We start from the raw sequence: 22,974 nt of genomic DNA on the forward strand, positions 1-22,974 counted from the left end.
TTCCCGCTCTCGCGTTTCCCTTTCCGGCGGACCCGACTTTATCAGAGATTCTGAGTCGGGATTTCCACCCGCTGGGGCTGGTTCCTGGCACACGGATGCGCCGGGGTTCCCCTGCTGGCGGAGCCGTAAACGTACTGGAGCGGGGCGCCCCGATGCAAATCGGGGCGCCCCGCTCCAGCGACGCCTGCGCGCAACGATGACGGGTCGTCAGACCTCGACCACGACGGGCAGGATCATCGGCCTGCGCCGATACGTGTCCGAGACCCACTTGCCCAGGGTCCGGCGCACCAGCTGTTGCAGCTGGTGGGGTTCGACGACGCCGTCCTGCGCAGACCGCTCCAGCACCTCCGTGATCCTGGGGATCACGTCGACGAAGGCCGAATCCTCGATGCCCGAGCCGCGCGCGTGGACATGAGGACCGCCCGTGATCTTGCCGGTCGACGCGTCCACCACGACGAAGACCGAGACGATGCCCTCGTCGCCCAGGATCTTGCGGTCCTTGAGCGCGGGCTCGCCGACGCCGACCGAGAGGCCGTCGACGTATACGTACCCCGCCTGGACCTTGCCGGAGATCTTCGCCTTGCCCTCGACGAGGTCGACGGCGATGCCGTCCTCGGCGATGACGATCCGGTCGTGCGGAACGCCGGTCAGCGCCCCCAGTTCCGCGTTCGCCCGCAGGTGGCGCCACTCGCCGTGGACCGGCATCAGGTTCTTCGGGCGGCAGATGTTGTAGAAGTACAGCAGTTCGCCCGCGGACGCGTGGCCCGAGACGTGCACCTTGGCGTTGCCCTTGTGCACGACGTTCGCACCCCAGCGGGTGAGGCCGTTGATCACGCGGTACACGGCGTTCTCATTGCCGGGGATCAGCGACGACGCCAGGATCACCGTGTCGCCCTGAACGATGCGGATCTGGTGGTCCCTGTTGGCCATGCGCGACAGGGCCGCCATCGGTTCGCCCTGGGAACCCGTGCAGACCAGGACCACCTGGTCGTCCGGCAGGTCGTCCAGGGTCTTCACGTCCACGACCAGGCCCGGCGGAATCTTCAGATAGCCCAGATCCCTCGCGATGCCCATGTTGCGGACCATCGAGCGGCCGACGAAGGCCACCCGGCGGCCGTGCTCGTGCGCCGCTTCCAGAATCTGCTGGATCCGGTGGACGTGGCTGGCGAAGCTCGCCACGATGATCCGCTTCCGGGCACCCGCGAACACCTGGCGCAGGACGTTGGAGATGTCTCGCTCGTGAGGGGTGAACCCGGGGACCTCGGCGTTGGTGGAGTCGGTGAGGAGGAGGTCGATGCCCTCCTCGCTCAGACGTGCGAACGCATGGAGATCCGTCAGACGGTTGTCCAGCGGCAACTGGTCCATCTTGAAGTCGCCCGTGTGGACCACCATGCCGGCGGGCGTGCGGATGGCGACCGCGAGGGCGTCCGGGATGGAATGGTTGACCGCGACGAACTCGCAGTCGAAGGGGCCGATGCGCTCGCGCTCGCCCTCGGCGACCTCCAGGGTGTACGGGCGGATGCGGTGCTCCTGGAGCTTGGCCTCGATCAGCGCGAGGGTCAGCTTCGAGCCGATCAGCGGGATGTCGGGCTTCTCCCGCAGCAGGAACGGGACGCCGCCGATGTGGTCCTCGTGCCCGTGTGTGAGGACGATGCCCTCGATGTCGTCGAGACGGTCGCGGATGGACGAGAAGTCCGGCAGGATCAGGTCGATTCCGGGCTGCTCCTCCTCGGGGAAGAGCACTCCGCAGTCGACGATCAGCAGGCGGCCGCCGTACTCGAAGACGGTCATGTTCCGGCCGATCTCCCCGAGGCCGCCGAGCGGGGTGACTCTCAGTCCGCCTTCGGGGAGTCGCGGTGGCGGGCCGAGTTCAGGATGCGGATGACTCAAAAGATTCTCCTCACCATGCGCGCCACGTACCTGTAGGGCACGTGGCGCGCATGACGTTCGTGCAAAAGCAGTTGTCGGTGTGGGGTGCAGGACCTCTGTCCTGCGTATTCAGTTGTGAAGTCTTTGTCAGAGCTGTACCCCGCCAGCAGCAAGATCGCTCTTGAGCTGGGCGGTCTCCTCGGGGGAAAGCTCGATCATGGGGGCGCGCAGCGGCCCGGCGGGCAGTCCCTGGAGGGCGAGCGCGGCCTTGGTGGTCATGACGCCCTGGGTGCGGAACATCCCGGTGAACACCGGGAGCAGCTTCTGGTGAATTTCCAGGGCCTTGTGGATGTCGCCGCTCGTGTACGCCTCGGCCATGGCACGGAGCTCGGGCGTGACGACGTGGCCGACGACCGAGACGAAGCCGACCGCGCCCACGGAGAGCAGCGGCAGGTTGAGCATGTCGTCGCCCGAATACCAGGCCAGGCCGGACTGCGCGATGCCCCAGCTGGCGCGGCCGAGGTCGCCCTTGGCGTCCTTGTTGGCGACGATCCGCGGGTGCTCCGCCAGGCGGACGATGGTCTCGGTGTTGATCGGGACGCCGCTGCGGCCTGGGATGTCGTAGAGCATCACCGGCAGCTCGGTGGCATCGGCGATGGCGGCGAAGTGCCGGTAGAGGCCCTCCTGCGGGGGCTTGTTGTAGTACGGCGTGACGGCCAGCAGACCATGCGCGCCGGCCTTCTGCGCCGCGCGCGCCAGTTCGATGCTGTGGTGGGTGTCGTTCGTACCGACACCGGCGACGATGTGGGCGCGGTCGCCGACCGCCTCCAGGACGGCTCGTACGAGATCCGATTTCTCCGCGTCGCTGGTGGTCGGGGACTCGCCGGTGGTGCCGTTGAGGATCAGGCCGTCGTTGCCTGCGTCCACCAGGTGGGTGGCAAGCCGCTGCGCGCCGTCGAGGTCGAGTGCGCCGTCCGCCGTGAAGGGCGTGACCATGGCGGTGAGGATCCGCCCGAAGGGGATCTGCGGAGTGGAGGTCGGAGCCATGGGTAACACGCTACTCGTTGCCCCGGAGTCGGTCTTCCCTTGGGGGGCGGGAAAAGTCAGGACAAAGATGGAACCCGGCACTGCCTGCTCGGGGGTTCAAGCAGTGCCGGGTCCGTTTGATCAGGCTAGATGAACTTCTGGAAATGCCGCAATACGGACACTTCGCTCGATCGACCGTGCGGCTGTGCGCTACGGCGCCACACGACCGTTGTCATTGAAGGCGGCGTACGTGAGCGGCATGAGCCTGGCCCACTCGGCCTCCATCTTCTCGCCGACCATCTCGATCTCCCGCTGCGGGAAGGACGGGACCTTCGCCAGCTCGTGCTGGGTGCGCAGGCCGAGGAAGTGCATCAGCGAGCGGGCGTTGCAGGTCGCGTACATCGAGGAGAACAGGCCGACCGGCAGGACCGAGCGGGCGACTTCGCGGGCGACGCCGGCGGCGAGCATCTCCTGATAGGCCTCGTACGCGTGTACGTACGCGTCCTCCATCACGCGGCCCACCAGCTCCTGCTGCGCGGAGGTGCCCTCGACGAACCGGTACTTGCCCGGGCGACCCTCCTGGACGAGCTTGCGGGACTCATCGGGGACGTAGAAGACCGACTGGAGCTCCCGGTACCGACCCGACTCCTCGTTGTACGACCAGCCCACGCGGTGCCGCATGAACTCGCGGAAGACGAAGATCGGGGCGCTGATGAAGAACGTCATCGAGTTGTGCTCGAAGGGGCTGCCGTGCCGGTCCCGCATCAGGTAGTTGATCAGGCCCTTGGAGCGCTCGGGGTCCTTCTTCAGCTCGCCCAGGGACTGCTCGCCGGCCGTGGAGACGCGGGCGGCCCACAGCACGTCGGAGTCGGCCGCGCTGTGCTTGACCAGCTCGACGGTGACGTCGCTGCGGAAGCTGGGTTTGAGGTCGTCGGCGGGGGTTTCGGTCACGGCGTAGGGGGTCCTTCCCATCACATGCTCGGGCGGCGCCCACTCTACGGCCCGGCACCGACAACGGGGCGTTCGGTACCGAGTTGAGGCATTCGTCCTTGAACTTCTGCGAATTTGGCGAAACAGGGCACCTTTTACCCCGATCGCTCGTCTGTCTGGGTGACAGCGATTCGTTCGAGTCACCCCGTGGTCACCACGCCTCCCGGATCCCCGGTCCCTTCGAGCCCCAGAGGAGAAGCGCTTCCCATGTCCCGTCGACGCGAGCCCGTACCGTTCGCCTTCCTCTCCGAAGCCGACTCCTTCCGCAGCAATGTGACTCCCCCGCCCCGCGAGCGTGCCTCCGCGGGTCAGATAGCCGGGCGCTGGCTGCTGGGGCTCACCATCGTCGGAGGACTCGTGGGCGCCCTGGTCATAGGCATGCCTTCCATGTCCCACCCGTCGCCCGCGGCGACGCAGCATTCCGAGGCCTCCGACGGGCGCTGAGCCTCCCCTTGGCCCCCCGCGGGTGGTGAGCGAGGACCTGGCTCGATAGCCTCACCGGGCACAGCCCATGGACCGAGTGAGGATCTGTCGTGCCCCTGCCCTTCCTGACGGCCGACCGTGCTTCCGAGCAGGTAGCGGACGATCTCCCCCTGCCGTACGACGACCGTGACCGTTGGCGGCGCCCCTACCGCCCCGGCCCCTGGCGCGTGGGCACGGCCGCGGTCCTGCTCCTGCTCGCCTCATTCGTCCTGTTCGCGGCCGTCATCATCGGGATCACCGGCACGCAGTCCGGCGCCATCACGGTCCTCTGCATCGCTCTGGCCGTCCTCGTCGGCTCCCTGCGGCTGCTGCGCATGGGGGTCTGGGTGAGCGCGCACGGGCTTCGCAGGGTGGGCTTCTTCAGCACGCGTACGACGTCCTGGCAAAAGGCCGTCTCGGTACGGACGGTGCAGCAGCCGGTGCGCTGGCTCGGGCTGCCGCGCACGGTGCAGGGACAGGCGCTGATCCTCGCGCGCAAGGGCCGTACGCCCGTGGACATGCCGCCGCTGCTGACCACGCACGACGCGGACTTCCTGGCCCGTCCGCAGGCCTTCGACCGGGCGGCGGACACGGTCGAGGCCTGGGCTGCGGAGTACCGCCGGGGCTGACGCGCCACGACGTGGGGGCCGTCCCGCACTGAGCGGGACGGCCCCCACGGGGCTCTCGACGGCCCACGGTCAGGACGGGGCCGCCTCGGCGTCGTGCAGGGCGATCGCCCGCTGCATCGCCTTGCGGGCGCGAGGCGTGTCCCGAGCGTCGTGGTAAGCGATCGCGAGCCGGAACCAGCTGCGCCAGTCGTCCGGGGCGGCCTCGGTCTCCGCCTTGCGCCGGGCGAAGACCTCGTCGGCCGAGTCGCGGTCGATCCGGCCGCTGGGAAAGCGCCTCAGCTCGTCGACGGGCAGACCGCCCTCGGCGTCCAGCTCGGAGGCGAGCCGGTTGGCCTTGCGGACGAACTGCGTGTTCTTCCAGAGGAACCAGACACCGATGACCGGCAGGATCAGCACCGCGATGCCGAAGGTGACCGTGATCGCGGTGCCGTTCTGGATCAGGAGCACACCGCGGCTGCCGACCAGGACGAAGTAGACGACCAGGACGGCGGCCGTGATGGTGTAGGTGATCTTCGCGCTCATCGTGGCTACTTCAGGTCGAGGAAGTGCTCCAGGCCGAAGGTGAGGCCCGGAGTGGTCACGACGCGGCGGGCACCGAGCAGGATGCCCGGCATGAAGCTGCTGTGGTGCAGCGAGTCGTGGCGGATGGTGAGGGTCTCGCCTTCGCCGCCGAGCAGCACCTCCTGGTGGGCGAGCAGACCGCGCAGGCGGACCGCGTGCACCGGGACGCCGTCGACGTCCGCGCCACGGGCGCCGTCCAGGGCCGTCACCGTGGCGTCGGGCTGCGGGGCGCTGCCGGCCTTGCGGCGGGCGTCGGCGATGAGCTGGGCGGTGCGCGTGGCGGTGCCGCTGGGGGCGTCCACCTTGTTCGGGTGGTGCAGCTCGATGACCTCGACGGACTCGAAGTACGGGGCGGCCACCTCGGCGAACTTCATGGTCAGCACGGCGCCGATGGAGAAGTTCGGAGCGATGAGGACGCCCGTCTCCGGGGACAGCGCGAGCCACCCCTTCAGCTGCGCGAGGCGCTCGTCGGTCCAGCCCGTCGTGCCGACCACGGCGTGAATGCCGTGCCGCACACAGAAGTCGAGGTTTCCCATCACCGAGGCCGGGGTGGTCAGCTCGACCGCCACCTGGGCATCGGATTCGACGAGGGCCTCCAGTTTGTCGCCCCTGCCGAGGGCGGCGACCAGCTCCATGTCCTCGGCGGCCTCGACGGCCCGTACCGCCTCCGAACCGATCCGGCCCTGGGCCCCGAGAACCGCCACGCGCAGCTTGTTCATGTTCCTGATTCCTTGGTCGAACTTGTCGAGGACTTACGCGACCGCTTCATGCAGACGGGACGCCTGCCTGTCCTTGAGCGGACCGATGACCGAAAGCGAGGGCCGCTGACCCAGGATCTCGCGGGCCACGGACCGGACGTCGTCCGGGGTGACCGCGGCTATCCGGGACAGCATGTCGTCGACGGACATCTGATCACCCCAGCACAACTCGCTCTTGCCGATGCGGTTCATCAGCGCGCCCGTGTCCTCGAGGCCGAGGACGGTGGAGCCCCTCAGCTGGCCGATGGCGCGGGCGATCTCGTCGTCCGGCAGGCCGTGCTCGGCCACATGGTCCAGCTCGTCGCGGCAGATCTTGAGCACGTCGTGCACCTGGCTCGGGCGGCAGCCCGCGTACACACCGAAAAGGCCGCAGTCGGCGAAGCCCGACGTGTACGAGTACACGCTGTACGCAAGGCCCCGCTTCTCCCGGACCTCCTGGAAGAGGCGGGACGACATGCCGCCGCCGAGGGCGGTGTTGAGGACGCCCAGCGCCCAACGGCGCTCGTCGGAGCGGGACAGGCCGGGCATGCCGAGGACGACGTGCGCCTGTTCGGTCTTGCGGCCCTGCAGCTCGACGCGGCCGGCGGTGCGGATGGTGCGGCGGCCGTCGCGCGGGGCGATGGGCGTGGCATCCGGCCGCTTGAGGGCGTCGGCCTTCTCGAAGGCGGCGCGTACCTGGCGTACGACCTTGTTGTGGTCGATGTTGCCGGCGCACGCGACCACCAGGTGGGTGGGGTCGTAGTGCTTCTTGTAGAAGCGGCGGATGCGGTCGGCGGTCAGGGCGTTGACCGTGTCGACCGTGCCGAGGACCGGGCGGCCCAGCGGGGTGTCACCGAGCATCGTGTGCGCGAACAGGTCGTGCACGCAGTCACCCGGGTCGTCCTCCGTCATCGCGATCTCTTCGAGGATCGCCCCGCGCTCGACGTCCACATCCTCTTCGCGGATGAGCGAGCCGGTGAGCATGTCGCAGACGACGTCGATGGCGAGCGGCAGGTCGGTGTCGAGCACGCGCGCGTAGTAGCACGTGTACTCCTTGGCCGTGAACGCGTTCATCTCGCCGCCGACCGCGTCGATCGCGGCCGAGATGTCCAGCGCACTCCGGCGTGACGTGCCCTTGAAGAGCAGGTGTTCCAGGTAGTGCGTGGCGCCGTTCAGGGACGGCGTCTCGTCACGCGAGCCGACATGCGCCCAGATCCCGAAGGTCGCGGAACGCACGGAGGGCAGGGTTTCCGTGACGATGCGCAGGCCACCCGGAAGGGTGGTCTTACGGACGGTGCCGATGCCGTTCTCACCCTTGATGAGGGTTTGGGTACGGGCGACGGCCCGCGCCTCCGAAGAGGTGCGGGCCGTCGCCTTGAAGCCACGGGACGTCACTTGTCGGTGTCGTCCTTCGCCTCGTCGCCCTCGCCCTCGATCACGGGGATGAGGGAGAGCTTGCCGCGGGAGTCGATCTCGGCGATCTCGACCTGGACCTTGGCGCCCACCCCGAGGACGTCCTCGACGTTCTCCACGCGCTTGCCGCCGGCGAGCTTGCGGATCTGCGAGATGTGCAGCAGGCCGTCCTTGCCCGGCAGCAGGGAGACGAACGCACCGAAGGTGGTCGTCTTCACGACCGTGCCCAGGTAGCGCTCGCCGACCTCCGGCATGGTCGGGTTGGCGATGCTGTTGATCGTGGTGCGGGCGGCCTCGGCGGAGGGGCCGTCGGCGGCACCGATGTAGATCGTGCCGTCGTCCTCGATGGTGATCTCGGCGCCGGTGTCCTCCTGGATCTGGTTGATCATCTTGCCCTTGGGGCCGATGACCTCACCGATCTTGTCGACCGGGATCTTGACGGTGATGATCCGCGGGGCGTTCGGGGACATCGCGTCGGGCCGGTCGATGGCCTCCGTCATCACGTCGAGGATGTGGAGGCGGGCGTCGCGGGCCTGCTTGAGGGCCGCGGCCAGGACGGAGGCCGGGATGCCGTCCAGCTTGGTGTCGAGCTGGAGGGCGGTGACGAACTCCTTCGTACCGGCGACCTTGAAGTCCATGTCGCCGAAGGCGTCCTCGGCACCGAGGATGTCGGTCAGCGTCACGTAGTGCGTCTCGCCGTCGATCTCCTGGGAGATCAGGCCCATGGCGATACCGGCGACCGGGGCCTTGAGCGGCACACCGGCGTTCAGCAGCGACATGGTGGAGGCGCAGACGGAGCCCATGGACGTCGAGCCGTTGGAGCTGAGGGCCTCGGAGACCTGACGGATCGCGTACGGGAACTCCTCGCGCGCGGGCAGCACCGGCACCAGGGCGCGCTCGGCCAGCGCACCGTGGCCGATCTCGCGCCGCTTGGGGGAGCCGACGCGGCCGGTCTCACCGGTGGAGTACGGCGGGAAGTTGTAGTTGTGCATGTAGCGCTTGCGAGTCACCGGGGAGAGGGTGTCAAGCTGCTGCTCCATGCGCAGCATGTTCAGCGTGGTGACGCCCAGGATCTGGGTCTCGCCACGCTCGAACACGGCCGAACCGTGAACCCGCGGGATGGCCTCGACCTCGGCGGCCAGCGTGCGGATGTCGGTGACACCGCGGCCGTCGATGCGCTTCTTCTCCTTGATGACGCGCTCACGGACCAGGGTCTTGGTCAGCGAGCGGTACGCGGCGGAGATCTCCTTCTCGCGGCCCTCGAACTCCGGCAGGAGCTTCTCGGCGGCGAGCTGCTTGACGCGGTCCAGCTCGGACTCGCGCTCCTGCTTGCCGGCGATGGTGAGCGCCTGGGCCAGCTCGGGGCGGACGGCGGCGGTCAGCGCCTCCAGGACGTCGTCCTGATGGTCGAGGAAGATCGGGAACTCGGCGGTCGGCTTGGCGGCCTTCGCGGCGAGGTCCGACTGGGCCTTGCACAGGACCTTGATGAAGGGCTTCGCGGCCTCCAGACCGGCGGCGACGACCTCCTCGGTGGGCGCCTCGGAGCCGCCCTCGACCAGCTTGATGGTCTTCTCGGTGGCCTCGGCCTCGACCATCATGATCGCGACGTCGCCGTCCTCCAGGACGCGGCCCGCGACGACCATGTCGAAGACGGCGTCCTCGAGCTCGGTGTGCGTCGGGAAGGCGACCCACTGGCCGTTGATCAGCGCGACGCGGACGCCGCCGATCGGACCGGAGAAGGGCAGCCCGGCCAGCTGCGTGGACGCGGAGGCGGCGTTGATCGCCACGACGTCGTACAGGTGGTCGGGGTTGAGCGCCATGACGGTGGCGACGACCTGGATCTCGTTGCGCAGGCCCTTCTTGAAGGAGGGGCGCAGCGGACGGTCGATGAGCCGGCAGGTCAGGATGGCGTCCTCGGAGGGACGACCCTCACGGCGGAAGAAGGAGCCGGGGATCTTCCCGGCCGCGTACATCCGCTCCTCGACGTCCACCGTCAGCGGGAAGAAGTCGAGCTGGTCCTTGGGGTTCTTGGACGCGGTGGTGGCCGACAGGACCATCGTGTCGTCGTCCAGGTACGCCACGGCGGAACCGGCGGCCTGCTTGGCCAGGCGGCCCGTCTCGAAGCGGATCGTACGGGTGCCGAAGGAGCCGTTGTCGATTACGGCCTCGGCATAGTGGGTCTCGTTCTCCACTAGCTTTTTCTCCTCGTCTTTCGCCCCGGCTGCCCGTGTGGCGGCGGGGCGGTGGCGGAGAAGCGCTCCGTCTGGTGCGGGCCGGTCTTCGATCGAAGCTCCCGGGTTCACTTCCCCCGGGGGCCACTACCGAGGACCGGCGGCGGCGCGGCGCGCTCCTCCTCGTTCGGTGTGTGCGACGGCACCCGGCGTGTCCCGGGCGTTGTCACACTGCGTCGTACGTATGGCGTTCTGCTACCACACTACAAAGCTGCGGTGACAGTCCGCACGTACAGCAAAAGGGAGCGGCCCCCTTCGCGTGGGAACCGCTCCCCTTCACGGCGTCTTACTTGGCGCCGCCGGCCGCACCGCGGCGGATGCCGAGGCGGTCGACCAGCGCACGGAAGCGCTGGATGTCCTTCTTGGCCAGGTACTGCAGCAGGCGGCGACGCTGACCGACCAGGATCAGCAGACCACGGCGGGAGTGGTGGTCGTGCTTGTGGGTCTTGAGGTGCTCGGTCAGGTCGGAGATGCGGCGGGACAGCATCGCGACCTGGACCTCGGGGGAGCCGGTGTCACCCTCCTTGGTACCGAATTCGGCGATGATCTGCTTCTTCGTAGCGGCGTCGAGCGACACGCGTACTCCTTGTGATTTTCTGGAGGCCACCGAGTGCCCCTGGTCTGCTTCTCAGGAGGGCTTCCGTGACTCGGGAGGCGGGGATCCGCTGGGCGCGACCTCCAGATTCCCGCTGCGGCCCGGTCGGGGCTCGAGTGGGGTCCGGGGGTGCGTACACGAACGGCCGTCACACAGGATACCAGCCTGGGTGGAGGCACCTGTCCGGCCGCCCGGCCGCCGGTCCCTTCACCCGACGGCGACCTCCTGCGCGCCCCTCGACGTCGCGACCCGAGTACCGCTGCACCAGGTCCTTGGGGTGCTTGTCGTCCAGGATGAGCTCCCGCCTCGAGAAGAGGACGCGGCCCTGCTCGACGACGACGTCCGGATAGTCCGGCGGCTCAGACCGTAGGCGTCTTCACTCGGAAGGCTGAACTAGAGAACGGTGCCTCCTTGCCTGTGCGCGGGTTCCAGAGCACGACCGCGGCGGGTCCGATCCCGTCCGAGGTCGGCCGGAACGATCCGGTCGGTCACCGAGATCTCTCCGGCCGCGACGGCGAGGACGGGCGGATCGGACGAGGGCAGGTAGACCTGCTTGATCCCCTTGGCGACCTTGTACGTCCACCCGGGCCGGCCGGTCCGGGGGGCGACCTTCTGCACCCTGTAGACGGGATCGCTCTCCTCTCCGCAGCGGAGCAGGGCGAGCAGGACGCGGCCACCCGCGAAACCCGTGTCCCTGCACACGGAGACGCTCGTGCTCTTCCAGAGTTGCTTGCCGGCCTTCATGTCGGACGCCACCGAACCCTCTCCCCACGCCACGGCCACCGTGCTCCGCGCCGGGGACCCTCCAGAAGCGCGCAGGAGGCGTGTCGCCGTCAGGAGCAGACCGACGGCCGCGACCGGAGGGCGCCGTCGAGGCCGACAGAGCGGTCGACCTTGCCTTCTGCGCGGATGCAAGACCGCGCCATCCCCGTGCCGTGCCTCTCAGGTGATACCGGGCGCCACTCCAGTCGCTTGACATGACAGCTCTAACCGCGGGCGGAGTACGGCCATCGGGATCCGCTCTCACTCCCCCACGGTGACGGGCCTGCCCAAGTACTGTGAGCGGGTAGCTCGTTCGTACATCGTGAAGGGACCCGTCCACCATGGCCGATGCGCTGGACAAGGAACTCAGGGAACGCAAGGAGCGCGAGAAGGACGAGCTCTACGCCCTCGACATCTCCGGAGTCGAGTGGCACAGCGCGCCGGGTACCGAGGAGCACGAGGAGCGGGTCGAGATCGCCCACCTGCCGGGCGGTGCCGTCGCCATGAGGTCGTCGCTCGATCCGGACACCGTGCTGCGGTACACGGAGGCGGAGTGGCGGGCGTTCGTTCTCGGCGCGCGGGACGGGGAGTTCGACCTGGAACCGGCGCCGCACAACGGGGGTCTGGCGGCCGACGCCGGGCAGTGACCGTCCGCGCGCGAAGGCGGCTTCGCACTCCGGGGCACCCGCACCGACCGTCTCACGCGGGTGTCCCGGGAACTCGGCTCATGTGCCCGGCTTGACGGCCTCCACACCGAGCACGAGCCAGACCTGGCGTTTCTTCTCGTCCTCACCCGGTCCGTCGGCCTTCGTCATCCCGAAGAAGAGGCGCCGGTTCTGCGCCACGGCATCCGCGGGGTTCGGATCCGTCAGCGGACGGCATATCCCGAGCGGCCCTGAGTGTTGGTCGCCGAGGGCTGACAAAGGTGGGAACCGCCGCCGTGCGAAGGGGACTTCACACAGAAGCACATCGGCCTGGGCCCGCAGGCGCTTTCGCCGAACGAGTTGGCGGCCCGCACCATGACGCTCCCTCTGGAAGGCGTCAAGTCGCTACCGACACCGCACGACGGGCGTGGAGGCCGGGTTGTCGGGTACGCCACAGAGAGCGGACGAGTGGGGGTGGCCGACGCTCGCAGGTCACGAACCGCGGTCGGCCATACGGTGATTGCGACCGGTTCGTTCCTGGTTTTGGTCCGGATTGTTCATCACTGACTTCCGAATTGTGAACGGTCCTCGTTCGTCCGTGCGTCATGTGCGGGCACAGTGTGACGCGACGCCCGATCCTGGAGCGGTCAACGGGCCTGCCGTGGGGACGCTGTTGGTGATTAGGCTGGGGTTGGGCGCTCCACGGGAACCGGTGACGGTCCGTCGGCGCCCCGGGGGATTGCCGGGCTGAATCGGACGGCTTCGGACGGCTTCGGACAACGAAAGCGGTCGCCCCGGCACGGCATGAGGGTGCTCGACCACACCAGGAGGAACTGTGAACAGCGATCGGGACGGGATCCGCGGGGGCTGGGCTTCACCCGACGACGATCAGTCCGACGCCGAGTCCGCCATCGAGGTGACGGGCGAGTTCACCATCGACTACGCGCCGGCCGCCTGGTTCACGCAGAACGCGCCCGGGGCGTCGGCGGCCCCGTCGTCGCCAGGTGAGCAGGCCGAGGCTCCGACCGCTCCCGATTCCGCGCCGCCGGCCGACGCGCCCGCGGCCGCGTCGCCGAACGGAGACCTGGAGAGCGGCGCCACGATGCGGTTCTCCAGGAGCGCGCTCAAGCGTGAGTTCGAGCAGCTGGCTGCAGCGAGCAAGGCGGCCGAAGGCGCCGAAGCGACGTCGGCCGAGGTCGCGCGGGGAACGCAACTCCCCGGAGACGGCGGTGACTTCGAGTTGAGCGCGCCCTTGGCGGATGCCACCGCCCCTGCCTCGGGTGACGGTCAGGCGGCCGGTGCTTCGGAGGCCGACGTGAACGGCGACGCCGAGAGCGGCCCGAGCGACGAGGTCGGCGATGCGGATGCCGCCACTCTGGAAGGCGCGGGTGAGGACGAGGCAGCGCCGGCTGAGGACTCCGTGGCCTCGAGGGCAACGGCTCCGCAGACCGAGGACCCGGCCTCCGCCCCGGTGGCCGCTGAGCCCGCATCCACCGGCGCCGAGGCCGTCTCCGGCCCGTCGGACTCCCCGCCCTCCGGGCCCTCCGACTCCGCGCCCGAGTCCGCGTCTTGCGAATCCCTGGCCCCCGAGTCCTCGGAATCCTCGTCCGCGGACCCGGCGGACCTGGATGGCGAGGAGGGCGGCAACGAGGGCACGGTGCACGAGGACGCCGTACCCTCCGACGCCGAGCCCTCCGACGCCGTACCCGCCGCGGCGCAGGCCGCCGACGCGTCCGGAGACGGCCCCACAGGCCCGGACGCCCCGGGGAACGTGCATCCGCCGCAGGGTTGGGCCCCGCCGCCGGTGCCGCAGAGCACCATCCCGCCGCTGCCGCCCGCCTTCCAGCCGGCCGCTCCCACTCCGGGGGCCCAGTGGCCTGCCGCACCCCAGCCCTCCGACGCCGCTCCCGCGGCGGGCGCGCAGGGTGAGGCCCCTTCCCAGCCGCCCGTACCGCCCCAGCAGCCGTTCCAGCCGCAGGCGCCACAGCCCGCGCCGGCCGCCTGGAACCAGGCAGCGCCGAGCGAGCCCGCCGACGCACCACGGGACGGCTACGGCTTCCCCCAGCCCGCGGTTCCCACTCCCCCGGCGCCCAACACGGTCACCTCGCAGCCCGGTTACGGCTTCCCGCAGCCCAACGCGCCCGTGCCCCCACAGAGCGGCTACGGCTTCCCGCAGCCGACCGCCCCAGCTCCGGCTCCGTACGCCGAGGCACCGGCTCCGGCCGCCCCTGCTCCCCAGGCCGAGGCCCCCACCCCGCAGCCCGACGGCGGCTTCCCGCAGCCGACCGCCCCGGCCCCCGCTCCGCAGGCCCAGGCGCCCACCCCGGCCACCCCCGCTCAGCACACCGAGGCGCCTGCCCCGACCCCCGACTCCCAGACGCCGCAGCCGGTGGCTCCCGCGCCGCACCCGGTAACCCCACAGCCCCAGGCGACCTTCCAGGCCGGCTATGGCTTCCCCCCACAAGCTCAGGCCAACCCCCAGGCTACGCAGGTCGGTTACGGCTTTCCGCAGCCCCCCGCGCAACCGCAACCCCCGGTCGACCCCCGGGCGGGTACCGCATGGCCACAGCCCGTGCAACACGACCAGCGGCAGCCGACCAACCCCGGTGCCGCGCCGCTCGGTTACACCGCCGCGGTGGAGCTGTCCTCCGACCGGCTGCTCAACACCAAGAAGCAGAAGCCGAAGAGCAACCGTCCGGTCGGCGGTGGCCGATTCCGGTTCGGTGGCAAGAAGGAGGAGGCTGAGCGGCAGCGGAAGCTGGACCTGATCCGCACGCCGGTGCTGTCGTGCTACCGGATCGCCGTCATCAGCCTCAAGGGCGGTGTCGGCAAGACGACCACGACCACCGCGCTGGGCGCCACGCTCGCCACCGAGCGGCAGGACAAGATCCTCGCGATCGACGCCAACCCCGACGCCGGTACGCTCGGCCGCCGCGTGCGCCGCGAGACCGGGGCCACCATCCGTGACCTGGTCCAGGCGATCCCGTACCTCAACTCCTACATGGACATCCGGCGGTTCACCTCGCAGGCGCCCTCCGGTCTGGAGATCATCGCCAACGACGTCGATCCGGCCGTCTCCACGACCTTCAATGACGAGGACTACCGGCGCGCGATCGACGTGCTCGGCAAGCAGTACCCGATCATCCTGACCGACTCGGGCACCGGTCTGCTGTACAGCGCGATGCGCGGGGTACTCGACCTCGCCGACCAGCTCATCATCATCTCGACGCCGTCGGTCGACGGTGCGAGCAGTGCGAGCACGACGCTGGACTGGTTGTCGGCACACGGGTACGCGGACCTCGTCTCGCGGTCCATCACCGTCATCTCCGGAGTCCGCGAAACCGGAAAGATGATCAAGGTGGAGGACATCGTCGCGCACTTCGAGACCCGGTGCCGCGGTGTCCTGGTCGTACCGTTCGACGAGCACCTGGCGGCGGGCGCGGAGGTCGACCTCGACATGATGCGGCCGAAGGTGAGGGAGGCGTACTTCACGCTGGCCGCGATGGTCGCCGAGGACATCGCGCGCCATCAGCAGTCGCACGGCCTGTGGACATCGGACGGCAATCCTCCCCCGGTCGCCGCCCCACCGCTGCCGGGCGGGCCTTTCCCGGGCCAGTTCCCGGGCCAGCCCACTGCCGGACAGCCCGCCCCCGGCCAGATTCCGGGCCAGGCCACACCCGGCCAGTTCCCGCAGCCGCCGCATCCCGCCCAGGCACACCCGCAGCCGGGCATGCAGCCCTATCCGCAGCCCGGGGCGCACCCCGCCGTGCCGCAGCAGCCGGGCCAGCCGTACCCGTACCCGGGCCCGGCAGCGCAACCCCAGCCCGGACAGCCGTACCCGCAGGCTCAGCAGCCTTATCCGCCGCAGCCGCAGCCTGAGCCGGAGCCGGGGCAGACCCCGCCCCCGCCGCCCCAGCAGTAGGGCGGCCGGTCTCCCGCACGGGGACATGACGGCATGAAAACGGGGCGGCCCGTGCCATCAGGCACGGGCCGCCCCTGACGACCTGGGGAGCAACAGGGAGCGGCGTCCGGCACGGCCGCTCACGGCGTTGCCGGACCTTCAACCCACTCCCTTTTGCTCCCCAGGTCGTAAGTCGTAAGACCGCCGGAACGGGCGGCTACCGCCTCATCCCGCGTCGTGCGCCGCGATCAGCTCCCGGCAGCGCTTCACGTCCTCGGCCATCTGCTCCAACAGAGCGTCCAGCGACTCGAACTTCGCCTGGCCGCGGACGTAGGCGAGGAAGTCGACCGCGACGTGCAGCCCGTACAGGTCCAGGCCCACCCGATCGATGGCGTACGCCTCCACGGTCCGCTCGGTGCCGTCGAACTGCGGGTTGGTGCCGACGGAGATCGCGGCCGGCATCGCCTCGCCCTCGACGTGCAGCCAGCCGGCGTAGACACCGTCAACCGGGATCGCGGTGTGCGGGAGGGTCTCGAGGTTGGCGGTCGGGAAGCCGAGATCCCGGCCCCGCTGGGCGCCGCGTACCACCACGCCCTCGACCCGGTGCGGGCGCCCGAGGACCTCACGCGCACCCTCGACATCGCCCGCGGCGATCAGCCGCCGGGTCAGCGTCGAGGAGAACGGCTCGCCGCCGCCCGCCTCCCCGCTCACATAGAGATCCACCACCTCGACGTCGAAGCCGTACGTCTTGCCCTGCTCGGCCAGGAACTCCACGTTCCCGGCGGCCTTGTGCCCGAAGCGGAAGTTGGGGCCCTCGACCACGCCCTTGGCGTGCAGCTTGTCGACCAGGACCTTGACCACGAAGTCGGCGGGCGAGAGCCGGGAGAACTCGGTGGTGAAGGGGAGGATGAGGACCGCGTCGACGCCCAGTTCGGCCATCAGCTCGGCCCGGCGGTGGTGCGGGGCGAGCAGCGGCGGGTGGCTGCCGGGGCGTACGACCTCGCTGGGGTGCGGGTCGAAGGTGACGACGACCGAGGCGACGCCCAGCTCGCGAGCGCGTTCCACGGCATGCCGGATGATCAACTGGTGCCCGCGGTGGACTCCGTCGTAGGAGCCGATGGTGACGACGCTGCGCCCCCAGTCCTGGGGGATGTCCTCCAAGCCACGCCAGCGCTGCACTGTGACCGCTCCTTGTCGAACCCGTGTCCGTGTCTGCCTCTACGCAGGTCTAAGAGTGCCATGCCGGGTCGCCCCCGCCCGCATCGGCATGGCGGCTGTGACGGGCGGCACCCCCCGGGGCCCCGTCCCAGCATGCTCGGCACTCCCCGCCGTGCCCGTCTCCGACGGTGGGCCGACGGCGATGATCAGCGGAAGAGATCGCAAGGCGAACGCGCCCCCTTCCGCTCCCTCGGATCACTCCGAGCGCCTGCCCGATGGGGTGAAAAGCCGAGTGGACAGGGACAGATCTCTGTGAGGGGGAATTCAGGGGGGACCGTGGAGCGGCGACCGCTGTCCCGCGATCGTCGCTCCACGGGCAGGGCCGCCCCTCCTGACTGCCGCGCGCGGTCAGCCGAACACGGCCAGGCTCTTCGCCTTGCCCTTGTGCTCCTCCACGAGCGCGAGGAGCCTTCCTTCCGGGGTGAAGACGGCGATGGCCCCGGCGCCCGCGTACTCGTCGGGCATCTCCAGGCGCACGCCGTTCGCGAGCAGCCTGGCCCGCCTGGCGTCCACGTCCCAGCGCGGGAACGCGGCGGCAGCGGCCTCGGCGATCGGCATCACGGTCAGCTCCTGCTGGAGCTGGTCCAGGGTCCGCGCGGACTCGAGCTTGTAGGGCCCGACGCGAGTGCGGCGCAGCGCGGTGAGATGCCCTCCGACGCCCAGGTCCGCTCCCAGATCACGGGCAAGCGCCCGGATGTAGGTGCCGGACGAGCAGACCACGGACACCACCAGGTCGAGAACGGGGGTGCCGTCCTCGGCGACGGCCTCCCGGACGTCGTACACGGTGAAGGAGGAGACCGTGACCGGCCGGGCCGGGATCTCGAAGTCCTCGCCTTCGCGCGCCCGCTTGTACGACCGCACGCCGTCGATCTTGATGGCGCTGACCTTGGACGGGACCTGCATGATGTCCCCGGTCAGCTTGGCGATGCCGGCGTCGATGGCGTCGCGGGTGAGCCCGGAGGCGTCGGTGGAGGAGGTGATCTCCCCTTCGGCGTCGTCCGTGAGGGTGTTCTGCCCGAGCCGGACGGTGCCGAGGTATTCCTTCTCCGTGAGGGCGAGGTGCCCGAGGAGTTTGGTGGCCCGTTCGACGCCGAGGACCAGGACACCGGTCGCCATGGGGTCCAGGGTTCCGGCGTGTCCGACGCGCCGTGTCTTCGCGATCCCGCGCATCTTGGCGACGACGTCGTGCGAAGTGAAGCCCGACGGCTTGTCGACGATGACGAGGCCGTCGGGCGCGGTGTGCTTCTGGGTCATTCGGCGGTGTCGTCCGTCTCCTCGGCGGAACCGGGCTTCTTGTACGGATCCGCCTCACCGGCGTACGAGGCCCCTGTGGCCGCCTCGCGCACCTGCTCGTCGGAGGCACGCGCCTTGTCGAGGAGGTCCTCGATGTTCCGGGCGGTGTCCGGGAGGGCGTCCGCGACAAAGGCGAGGGTCGGCGTGAACTTCACGCCCGCGGCGCGTCCCACCTCGGAACGCAGGATGCCCTTCGCGCTCTCCAGGCCGGCGGCCGCGGCCTTCCGCTCCTCGTCGTCCCCGTACACCGTGTAGAAGACGGTCGCCTCCCGCAGATCGCCCGTCACCCGGGTGTCCGTGATGGTGACGTGTGTGCCGAGCCGCGGGTCCTTGATCCCGCGCTGCAGCTTCTGGGCCACCACCTCTCGGATGAGGTCCGCCAGCCTCTTCGCCCGCGCGTTGTCGGCCACTGGTCCGTCTCCCTGTCTTTCCTGTCTGGTTCTCTGGTCAGTCGTCGTCGCCGTGGAGACGCCGTCGGACGGACAGCAACTCCACTTCGGGGCGCCCGGCGACCAGCCGCTCGCACCGGTCGAGTACGTCGGTCAAGTGCCCCATGTCGCCGGACACCACCGCCAGGCCGATGCAGGCCCGCCGGTAAAGGTCCATATGGTCCACCTCGGCCGCGCTCACCGCGTACTTCCGCTGGAGTTCGGCGACGATCGGGCGGACGACGGAGCGCTTCTCCTTCAGCGACCGCACGTCGCCGAGGAGGAGGTCGAAGGACAGAGTCCCCACGTACATGTGTGTATCCGGATGACCCGCCGGTACGGGATCGATGGCCCCGCCGTCGGTAGGGCGGGGACACGAAAACCGTACAACGAACGTCCGAGCGACTCGACGGGGTTTTCCTGGCCCGCCCCGGCACCGGCGAGGGGCACGCCAAGCCTGCGGTCCGGCCCCGAACACGCCAACGACCCACGCCAACGGCGCGGGTCCTGGCCGAACGGCTCGGGAGCCGGGTGCGGTGCACAGGCTGAGCGTGCGTGTCCTGACCGGACGCCTCCGGGCGGGGCCGCCGCCCGGGACGGCAAGGGCGGCCGGCGGGGACTTCTCCCCGCCGGCCGACCCGCCTGTCGTCAGGCGCGCGGCTTCTCGCGCATCTCGTACGTCGCGATGACGTCGTCGACCTTGATGTCGTTGAAGTTGCCGAGGTTGATACCGCCCTCGAACCCTTCGCGGATCTCGGTGACGTCGTCCTTGAAGCGACGCAGGCCCTCGATGGTGAGGTTCTCCGCGACCACCTTGCCGTCGCGGATGAGGCGGGCCTTGGTGTTCCGCTTGACCTCGCCGGACCGGATGAGGACACCGGCGATGTTGCCCAGCTTGGACGACTTGAAGACCTCGCGGATCTCCGCCGTACCGAGCTCGACCTCCTCGTACTCCGGCTTCAGCATGCCCTTCAGGGCCGCCTCGATCTCCTCGATCGCCTGGTAGATGACCGAGTAGTACCGGACGTCCACGCCCTCGCGCTCGGCCATCTGCGCGGCACGCCCGGCGGCGCGCACGTTGTAGCCGATCACGATGGCGTCGGAGCCCATGGCCAGGTCGATGTCCGACTCCGTGACCGCACCCACACCGCGGTGCAGGACGCGGATGTCGACCTCTTCGCCGACGTCGAGCTGGAGCAGCGAGGACTCGAGGGCCTCGACCGCACCGGACGCGTCGCCCTTGATGATGAGGTTGAGCTGCTGCACCTCGCCGGCCTTGAGCACCTTGTCCAGGTCCTCGAGCGAGACGCGGCGGACGCGCTTGGCGAACGCGGCGTTGCGCTCACGGGCGGCGCGCTTCTCCGCGATCTGACGGGCCGTACGGTCCTCGTCCACCACGATGAAGTTGTCGCCGGCGCCCGGGACGTTGGTCAGACCCAGGACCTGGACCGGCGTCGACGGACCGGCCTCGTGCACGTTGTTGCCGCTGTCGTCGAGCATCGCCCGGACGCGGCCGTACGCGTCGCCGACCACCATCGTGTCGCCGACTCGCAGCGTGCCTCGCTGGACGAGAACCGTCGCCACGGCACCACGGCCGCGGTCGAGACGGGACTCGATCGAGATGCCCTGCGCGTCCTGGTTCGGGTTGGCCCGAAGGTCCAGGGCGGCGTCGGCCGTGAGGACGACCGCCTCGAGGAGGCTGTCGATGTGCAGGCCCTGCTTGGCGGAGATGTCGACGAACATCGTGTCGCCGCCGTACTCCTCGGCCACCAGGCCGTACTCGGTCAGCTGACCGCGCACCTTGGTCGGGTCCGCGCCCTCGACGTCGATCTTGTTGACCGCGACCACGATCGGCACGTCGGCCGCCTTGGCGTGGTTCAGGGCCTCGACCGTCTGCGGCATCACACCGTCGTTGGCCGCCACCACGAGGATCGCGATGTCGGTCGACTTCGCACCACGGGCACGCATGGCGGTGAACGCCTCGTGACCCGGGGTGTCGATGAAGGTGATCGCCCGGTCGTTGCCGTTGACGTGGGTCGCGACCTGGTAGGCACCGATGTGCTGGGTGATGCCACCGGCCTCGCCCGCGATGACGTTCGTCTTGCGGATGGCGTCGAGCAGGCGGGTCTTACCGTGGTCGACGTGACCCATGACGGTCACGACCGGCGGACGGACGACCAGGTCCTCCTCGGAGCCCTCGTCCTCACCGAACTCCAGGTCGAAGGACTCGAGCAGCTCGCGGTCCTCCTCCTCGGGGCTGACGATCTGAACCGTGTAGTTCATCTCGCCGGCGAGGAGCTGCAGCGTCTCGTCGGAGACGGACTGCGTGGCCGTGACCATCTCGCCGAGGTTCATCATGACCGCGACGAGGGACGCCGGGTTGGCGTTGATCTTCTCCGCGAAGTCGGTGAGCGACGCACCGCGCGACAGGCGAATGGTCTCGCCGTTGCCGCGAGGCAGCATCACGCCGCCGACCGACGGGGCCTGCATGGCCTCGTACTCCTGACGGCGCTGCCGCTTCGACTTGCGGCCGCGACGCGCCGGACCGCCGGGACGGCCGAACGCACCCTGCGTGCCACCACGGCCGCCCGGACCACCGGGACGTCCGCCGAAGCCGGGACGGCCACCGCCGAAGCCGCCGCCACCGGGGCCGCCGCCACCGGGACGACCGGCGAAACCGCCGCCGCCACCCGGACGACCGCCACCGCCACCGCCACCGGGACGACCGGCGAAGCCGGGACGGCCACCGCCGCCACCGGGACGACCGGCACCAGCCGGGCCGCGGCCGCCGCCGGGGCCGCCACCAGGACGCGGGCCGGCAGCGGGACGCTGCGGCATCATGCCCGGGTTCGGACGCGGACCACCGGGACGCGGACCGCCCTGCGGACGGGGCATGGAGCCCGGAGTCGGCCGGGCGCCGCCGGGAGCCTGCGGACGCGGGCCACCGGCCGCACCCTGCGGACGGGGACCGCCCTGGCCCGCACCCTGCGGACGCGGACCGCCGGGGGCACCGGGGCCGCCGGGACGCGGGGCACCGCCCGGCCGGGGCGCCTGCGGGCGCGCCATGCCAGTGGAGCCACCAGAGGTGAAGGGGTTGTTACCCGGACGGGGACCGGCCGGACGGGCACCCGGACGGGGACCCTGACCGGACTGACGCGGGCCGCCGGGACGCGCGCCCTGGCGGTCCTGACCCTGTCCAGGCGCGCCCGGACGGGCACCGGGCTTCGGCGCGCCGGGACGGGCACCCGGACGCTGGGCCTGGGCAGCCGGAGCCGACGGCGGTGCCGTGAACTCGGGCGCGGCCGGCGCGGGCCTCGGCGCGGGCTTCGGACCCGGCGTCGGGCGGGGACCCGGGGCCGGGGCCGCGGGCTTCTCAGCCGCGGGCTTCTCAGCCGCGGGCTTCTCAGCCGCGGGCCGCTCGGCCGCGGGCCGCTCGGCCGCGGGCCGCTCGGCGGCCGGAGGCTTGGGCGCCGCCGGGCGCGGGGTAGCCGGACGCGCGGCCTGCGCCGGGGACGGCGCGGCCGGCTTCGCCGGGGAGGCCTTGCGGGGGGCGGCGGGCTTTGCGCCACCGCCGTTGCCCTGCTGCAAGGCGTCGGTCAGCTTGCGTACTACGGGCGCCTCGATCGTCGAGGACGCCGATCGGACGAATTCACCGAGTTCCTGGAGCTTGGCCATGACGACCTTGCTCTCCACACCGAACTCCTTGGCGAGTTCGTAGACCCGGACCTTAGCCACTTCGCTCCTTTGAGGTCCGGGTTGCGGCCGGACCGTCGCTAGTTCATGGGCGTACTCATCGCGTACTCATCGAGTGCTCATCGCAATCTCGACCTGCTTTCGACTCGCGAGGTACCAGACCGCACAGGGAGTCCGTGCGGCACGTCTTACGGTGTTGCCTGCTCAGCAAGGTGCCGTTGAGCAACCTTCAGTCTGCTCGACGTAACGGCGCAACGTGTTTATGTCGAGCGGCCCCGGGACGCGAAGCGCCCGCGGGAACGCCCGGCGGCGCACCGCCAGGTCAATACAGGCCGACGCGGGGTGTACATACGCACCCCGGCCGGGCAGCGTACCGCGAGGATCGGGGATGCAGACATCCTCGACCACCACGGTGCGCAATAGTTCGATCTTGGCCGCTCGCTCCCGGCACCCCACACAAGTGCGCTCGGGGCATGCGCGGGCATGCGTCCGGCCAGACACGGCTAAGTCTACCTCCCCGCA

19 protein-coding genes are annotated in these 22,974 nt (G+C 70.1%); 4 read left to right on the plus strand and 15 right to left on the minus strand.

The genetic code is table 11. From position 1 onward, the window contains the following. Positions 1-207 precede the first annotated feature (207 nt). From BIV24_RS19540 to thyX, 3 genes are all read right to left on the minus strand, one after another. Positions 208-1,890 (minus strand): ribonuclease J, encoded by a 1,683-nt coding sequence (locus tag BIV24_RS19540; RefSeq protein ID WP_071367655.1) that lies wholly within the window; start codon positions 1,888-1,890, stop codon positions 208-210. Positions 1,891-2,016: 126 nt separating this feature from the next. Beyond that, positions 2,017-2,916, minus strand: coding sequence for a 4-hydroxy-tetrahydrodipicolinate synthase (gene dapA / locus BIV24_RS19545; RefSeq protein WP_071367656.1), 900 nt, complete (start codon positions 2,914-2,916; stop codon positions 2,017-2,019). A 189-nt stretch (positions 2,917-3,105) separates the two neighbouring features. Then, positions 3,106-3,846, minus strand: a complete 741-nt coding sequence (thyX, locus tag BIV24_RS19550; RefSeq protein ID WP_071367657.1) for an FAD-dependent thymidylate synthase — start codon at positions 3,844-3,846, stop codon at positions 3,106-3,108. Between the two features lie 246 nt (positions 3,847-4,092). On the opposite strand from thyX, the gene BIV24_RS19555 reads away from it, so the two are divergent. Continuing rightward, positions 4,093-4,329, plus strand: coding sequence for a hypothetical protein (locus tag BIV24_RS19555; protein ID WP_071367658.1), 237 nt, complete (start codon positions 4,093-4,095; stop codon positions 4,327-4,329). An 89-nt stretch (positions 4,330-4,418) separates the two neighbouring features. Further along, positions 4,419-4,976, plus strand: a complete 558-nt coding sequence (locus BIV24_RS19560; protein WP_071367659.1) for a hypothetical protein — start codon at positions 4,419-4,421, stop codon at positions 4,974-4,976. 69 nt (positions 4,977-5,045) lie between these two features. Here BIV24_RS19560 and BIV24_RS19565 read toward each other — a convergent pair whose 3' ends face one another. From BIV24_RS19565 to BIV24_RS19595, 6 genes are all read right to left on the minus strand, one after another. After that, the gene (locus tag BIV24_RS19565) at positions 5,046-5,498 is read right to left on the minus strand and encodes a tetratricopeptide repeat protein (RefSeq protein ID WP_071367660.1); all 453 of its coding nucleotides are present in this window, start codon (positions 5,496-5,498) and stop codon (positions 5,046-5,048) included. A 5-nt stretch (positions 5,499-5,503) separates the two neighbouring features. Then, on the minus strand, positions 5,504-6,256 hold the full coding sequence (gene dapB / locus BIV24_RS19570) for a 4-hydroxy-tetrahydrodipicolinate reductase (protein WP_071367661.1): 753 nt from the start codon (positions 6,254-6,256) through the stop codon (positions 5,504-5,506). A gap of 33 nt (positions 6,257-6,289) precedes the next feature. Next, on the minus strand, positions 6,290-7,669 hold the full coding sequence (locus tag BIV24_RS19575) for a M16 family metallopeptidase (protein ID WP_071367662.1): 1,380 nt from the start codon (positions 7,667-7,669) through the stop codon (positions 6,290-6,292). Next, positions 7,666-9,879, minus strand: a complete 2,214-nt coding sequence (locus BIV24_RS19580; protein ID WP_071367663.1) for a polyribonucleotide nucleotidyltransferase — start codon at positions 9,877-9,879, stop codon at positions 7,666-7,668. Before BIV24_RS19580 ends, BIV24_RS19575 begins: the two co-directional genes overlap by 4 nt. 325 nt (positions 9,880-10,204) lie before the next feature. Then, complete coding sequence (gene rpsO, locus BIV24_RS19585) at positions 10,205-10,495, minus strand: 30S ribosomal protein S15 (RefSeq protein ID WP_071367664.1); 291 nt, start codon at positions 10,493-10,495, stop codon at positions 10,205-10,207. Positions 10,496-10,906: 411 nt separating this feature from the next. Next, positions 10,907-11,269, minus strand: coding sequence for a hypothetical protein (locus BIV24_RS19595; RefSeq protein ID WP_143064630.1), 363 nt, complete (start codon positions 11,267-11,269; stop codon positions 10,907-10,909). Between the two features lie 347 nt (positions 11,270-11,616). On the opposite strand from BIV24_RS19595, the gene BIV24_RS19600 reads away from it, so the two are divergent. Together BIV24_RS19600 and BIV24_RS19605 are read left to right on the plus strand one after the other, a co-directional pair. Then, positions 11,617-11,922, plus strand: coding sequence for a DUF397 domain-containing protein (locus BIV24_RS19600; RefSeq protein ID WP_071367667.1), 306 nt, complete (start codon positions 11,617-11,619; stop codon positions 11,920-11,922). Between the two features lie 832 nt (positions 11,923-12,754). Beyond that, entirely contained in the window at positions 12,755-15,841 is a 3,087-nt protein-coding gene (locus BIV24_RS19605) for an SCO5717 family growth-regulating ATPase (protein WP_071367668.1), read from the plus strand. Positions 15,842-16,045: 204 nt separating this feature from the next. Here BIV24_RS19605 and BIV24_RS19610 read toward each other — a convergent pair whose 3' ends face one another. The 6 genes from BIV24_RS19610 to BIV24_RS32185 all read right to left on the minus strand — a co-directional run bounded on the left by BIV24_RS19610 (position 16,046) and on the right by BIV24_RS32185 (position 22,953). Beyond that, positions 16,046-16,999 carry a bifunctional riboflavin kinase/FAD synthetase gene (locus BIV24_RS19610; protein WP_071367669.1) on the minus strand — a complete coding sequence of 318 codons (954 nt, stop codon included), beginning with the start codon at positions 16,997-16,999 and terminating at the stop codon, positions 16,046-16,048. A 387-nt stretch (positions 17,000-17,386) separates the two neighbouring features. After that, entirely contained in the window at positions 17,387-18,292 is a 906-nt protein-coding gene (gene truB / locus BIV24_RS19615) for a tRNA pseudouridine(55) synthase TruB (protein WP_071367670.1), read from the minus strand. Beyond that, positions 18,289-18,741, minus strand: a complete 453-nt coding sequence (rbfA, locus tag BIV24_RS19620; RefSeq protein WP_071367671.1) for a 30S ribosome-binding factor RbfA — start codon at positions 18,739-18,741, stop codon at positions 18,289-18,291. Before rbfA ends, truB begins: the two co-directional genes overlap by 4 nt. Before the next feature lie 37 nt (positions 18,742-18,778). Continuing rightward, positions 18,779-19,072 carry a DUF503 domain-containing protein gene (locus tag BIV24_RS19625; protein ID WP_071367672.1) on the minus strand — a complete coding sequence of 98 codons (294 nt, stop codon included), beginning with the start codon at positions 19,070-19,072 and terminating at the stop codon, positions 18,779-18,781. Between the two features lie 335 nt (positions 19,073-19,407). Next, entirely contained in the window at positions 19,408-22,494 is a 3,087-nt protein-coding gene (gene infB / locus BIV24_RS32180; protein WP_079168395.1) for a translation initiation factor IF-2, read from the minus strand. Between the two features lie 162 nt (positions 22,495-22,656). Further along, on the minus strand, positions 22,657-22,953 hold the full coding sequence (locus BIV24_RS32185) for a YlxR family protein (RefSeq protein WP_079168396.1): 297 nt from the start codon (positions 22,951-22,953) through the stop codon (positions 22,657-22,659). Positions 22,954-22,974: the final 21 nt, after the last annotated feature.

Source organism: Streptomyces colonosanans (genome assembly GCF_001866645.1).
GTDB lineage: Bacteria > Actinomycetota > Actinomycetes > Streptomycetales > Streptomycetaceae > Streptomyces > Streptomyces colonosanans.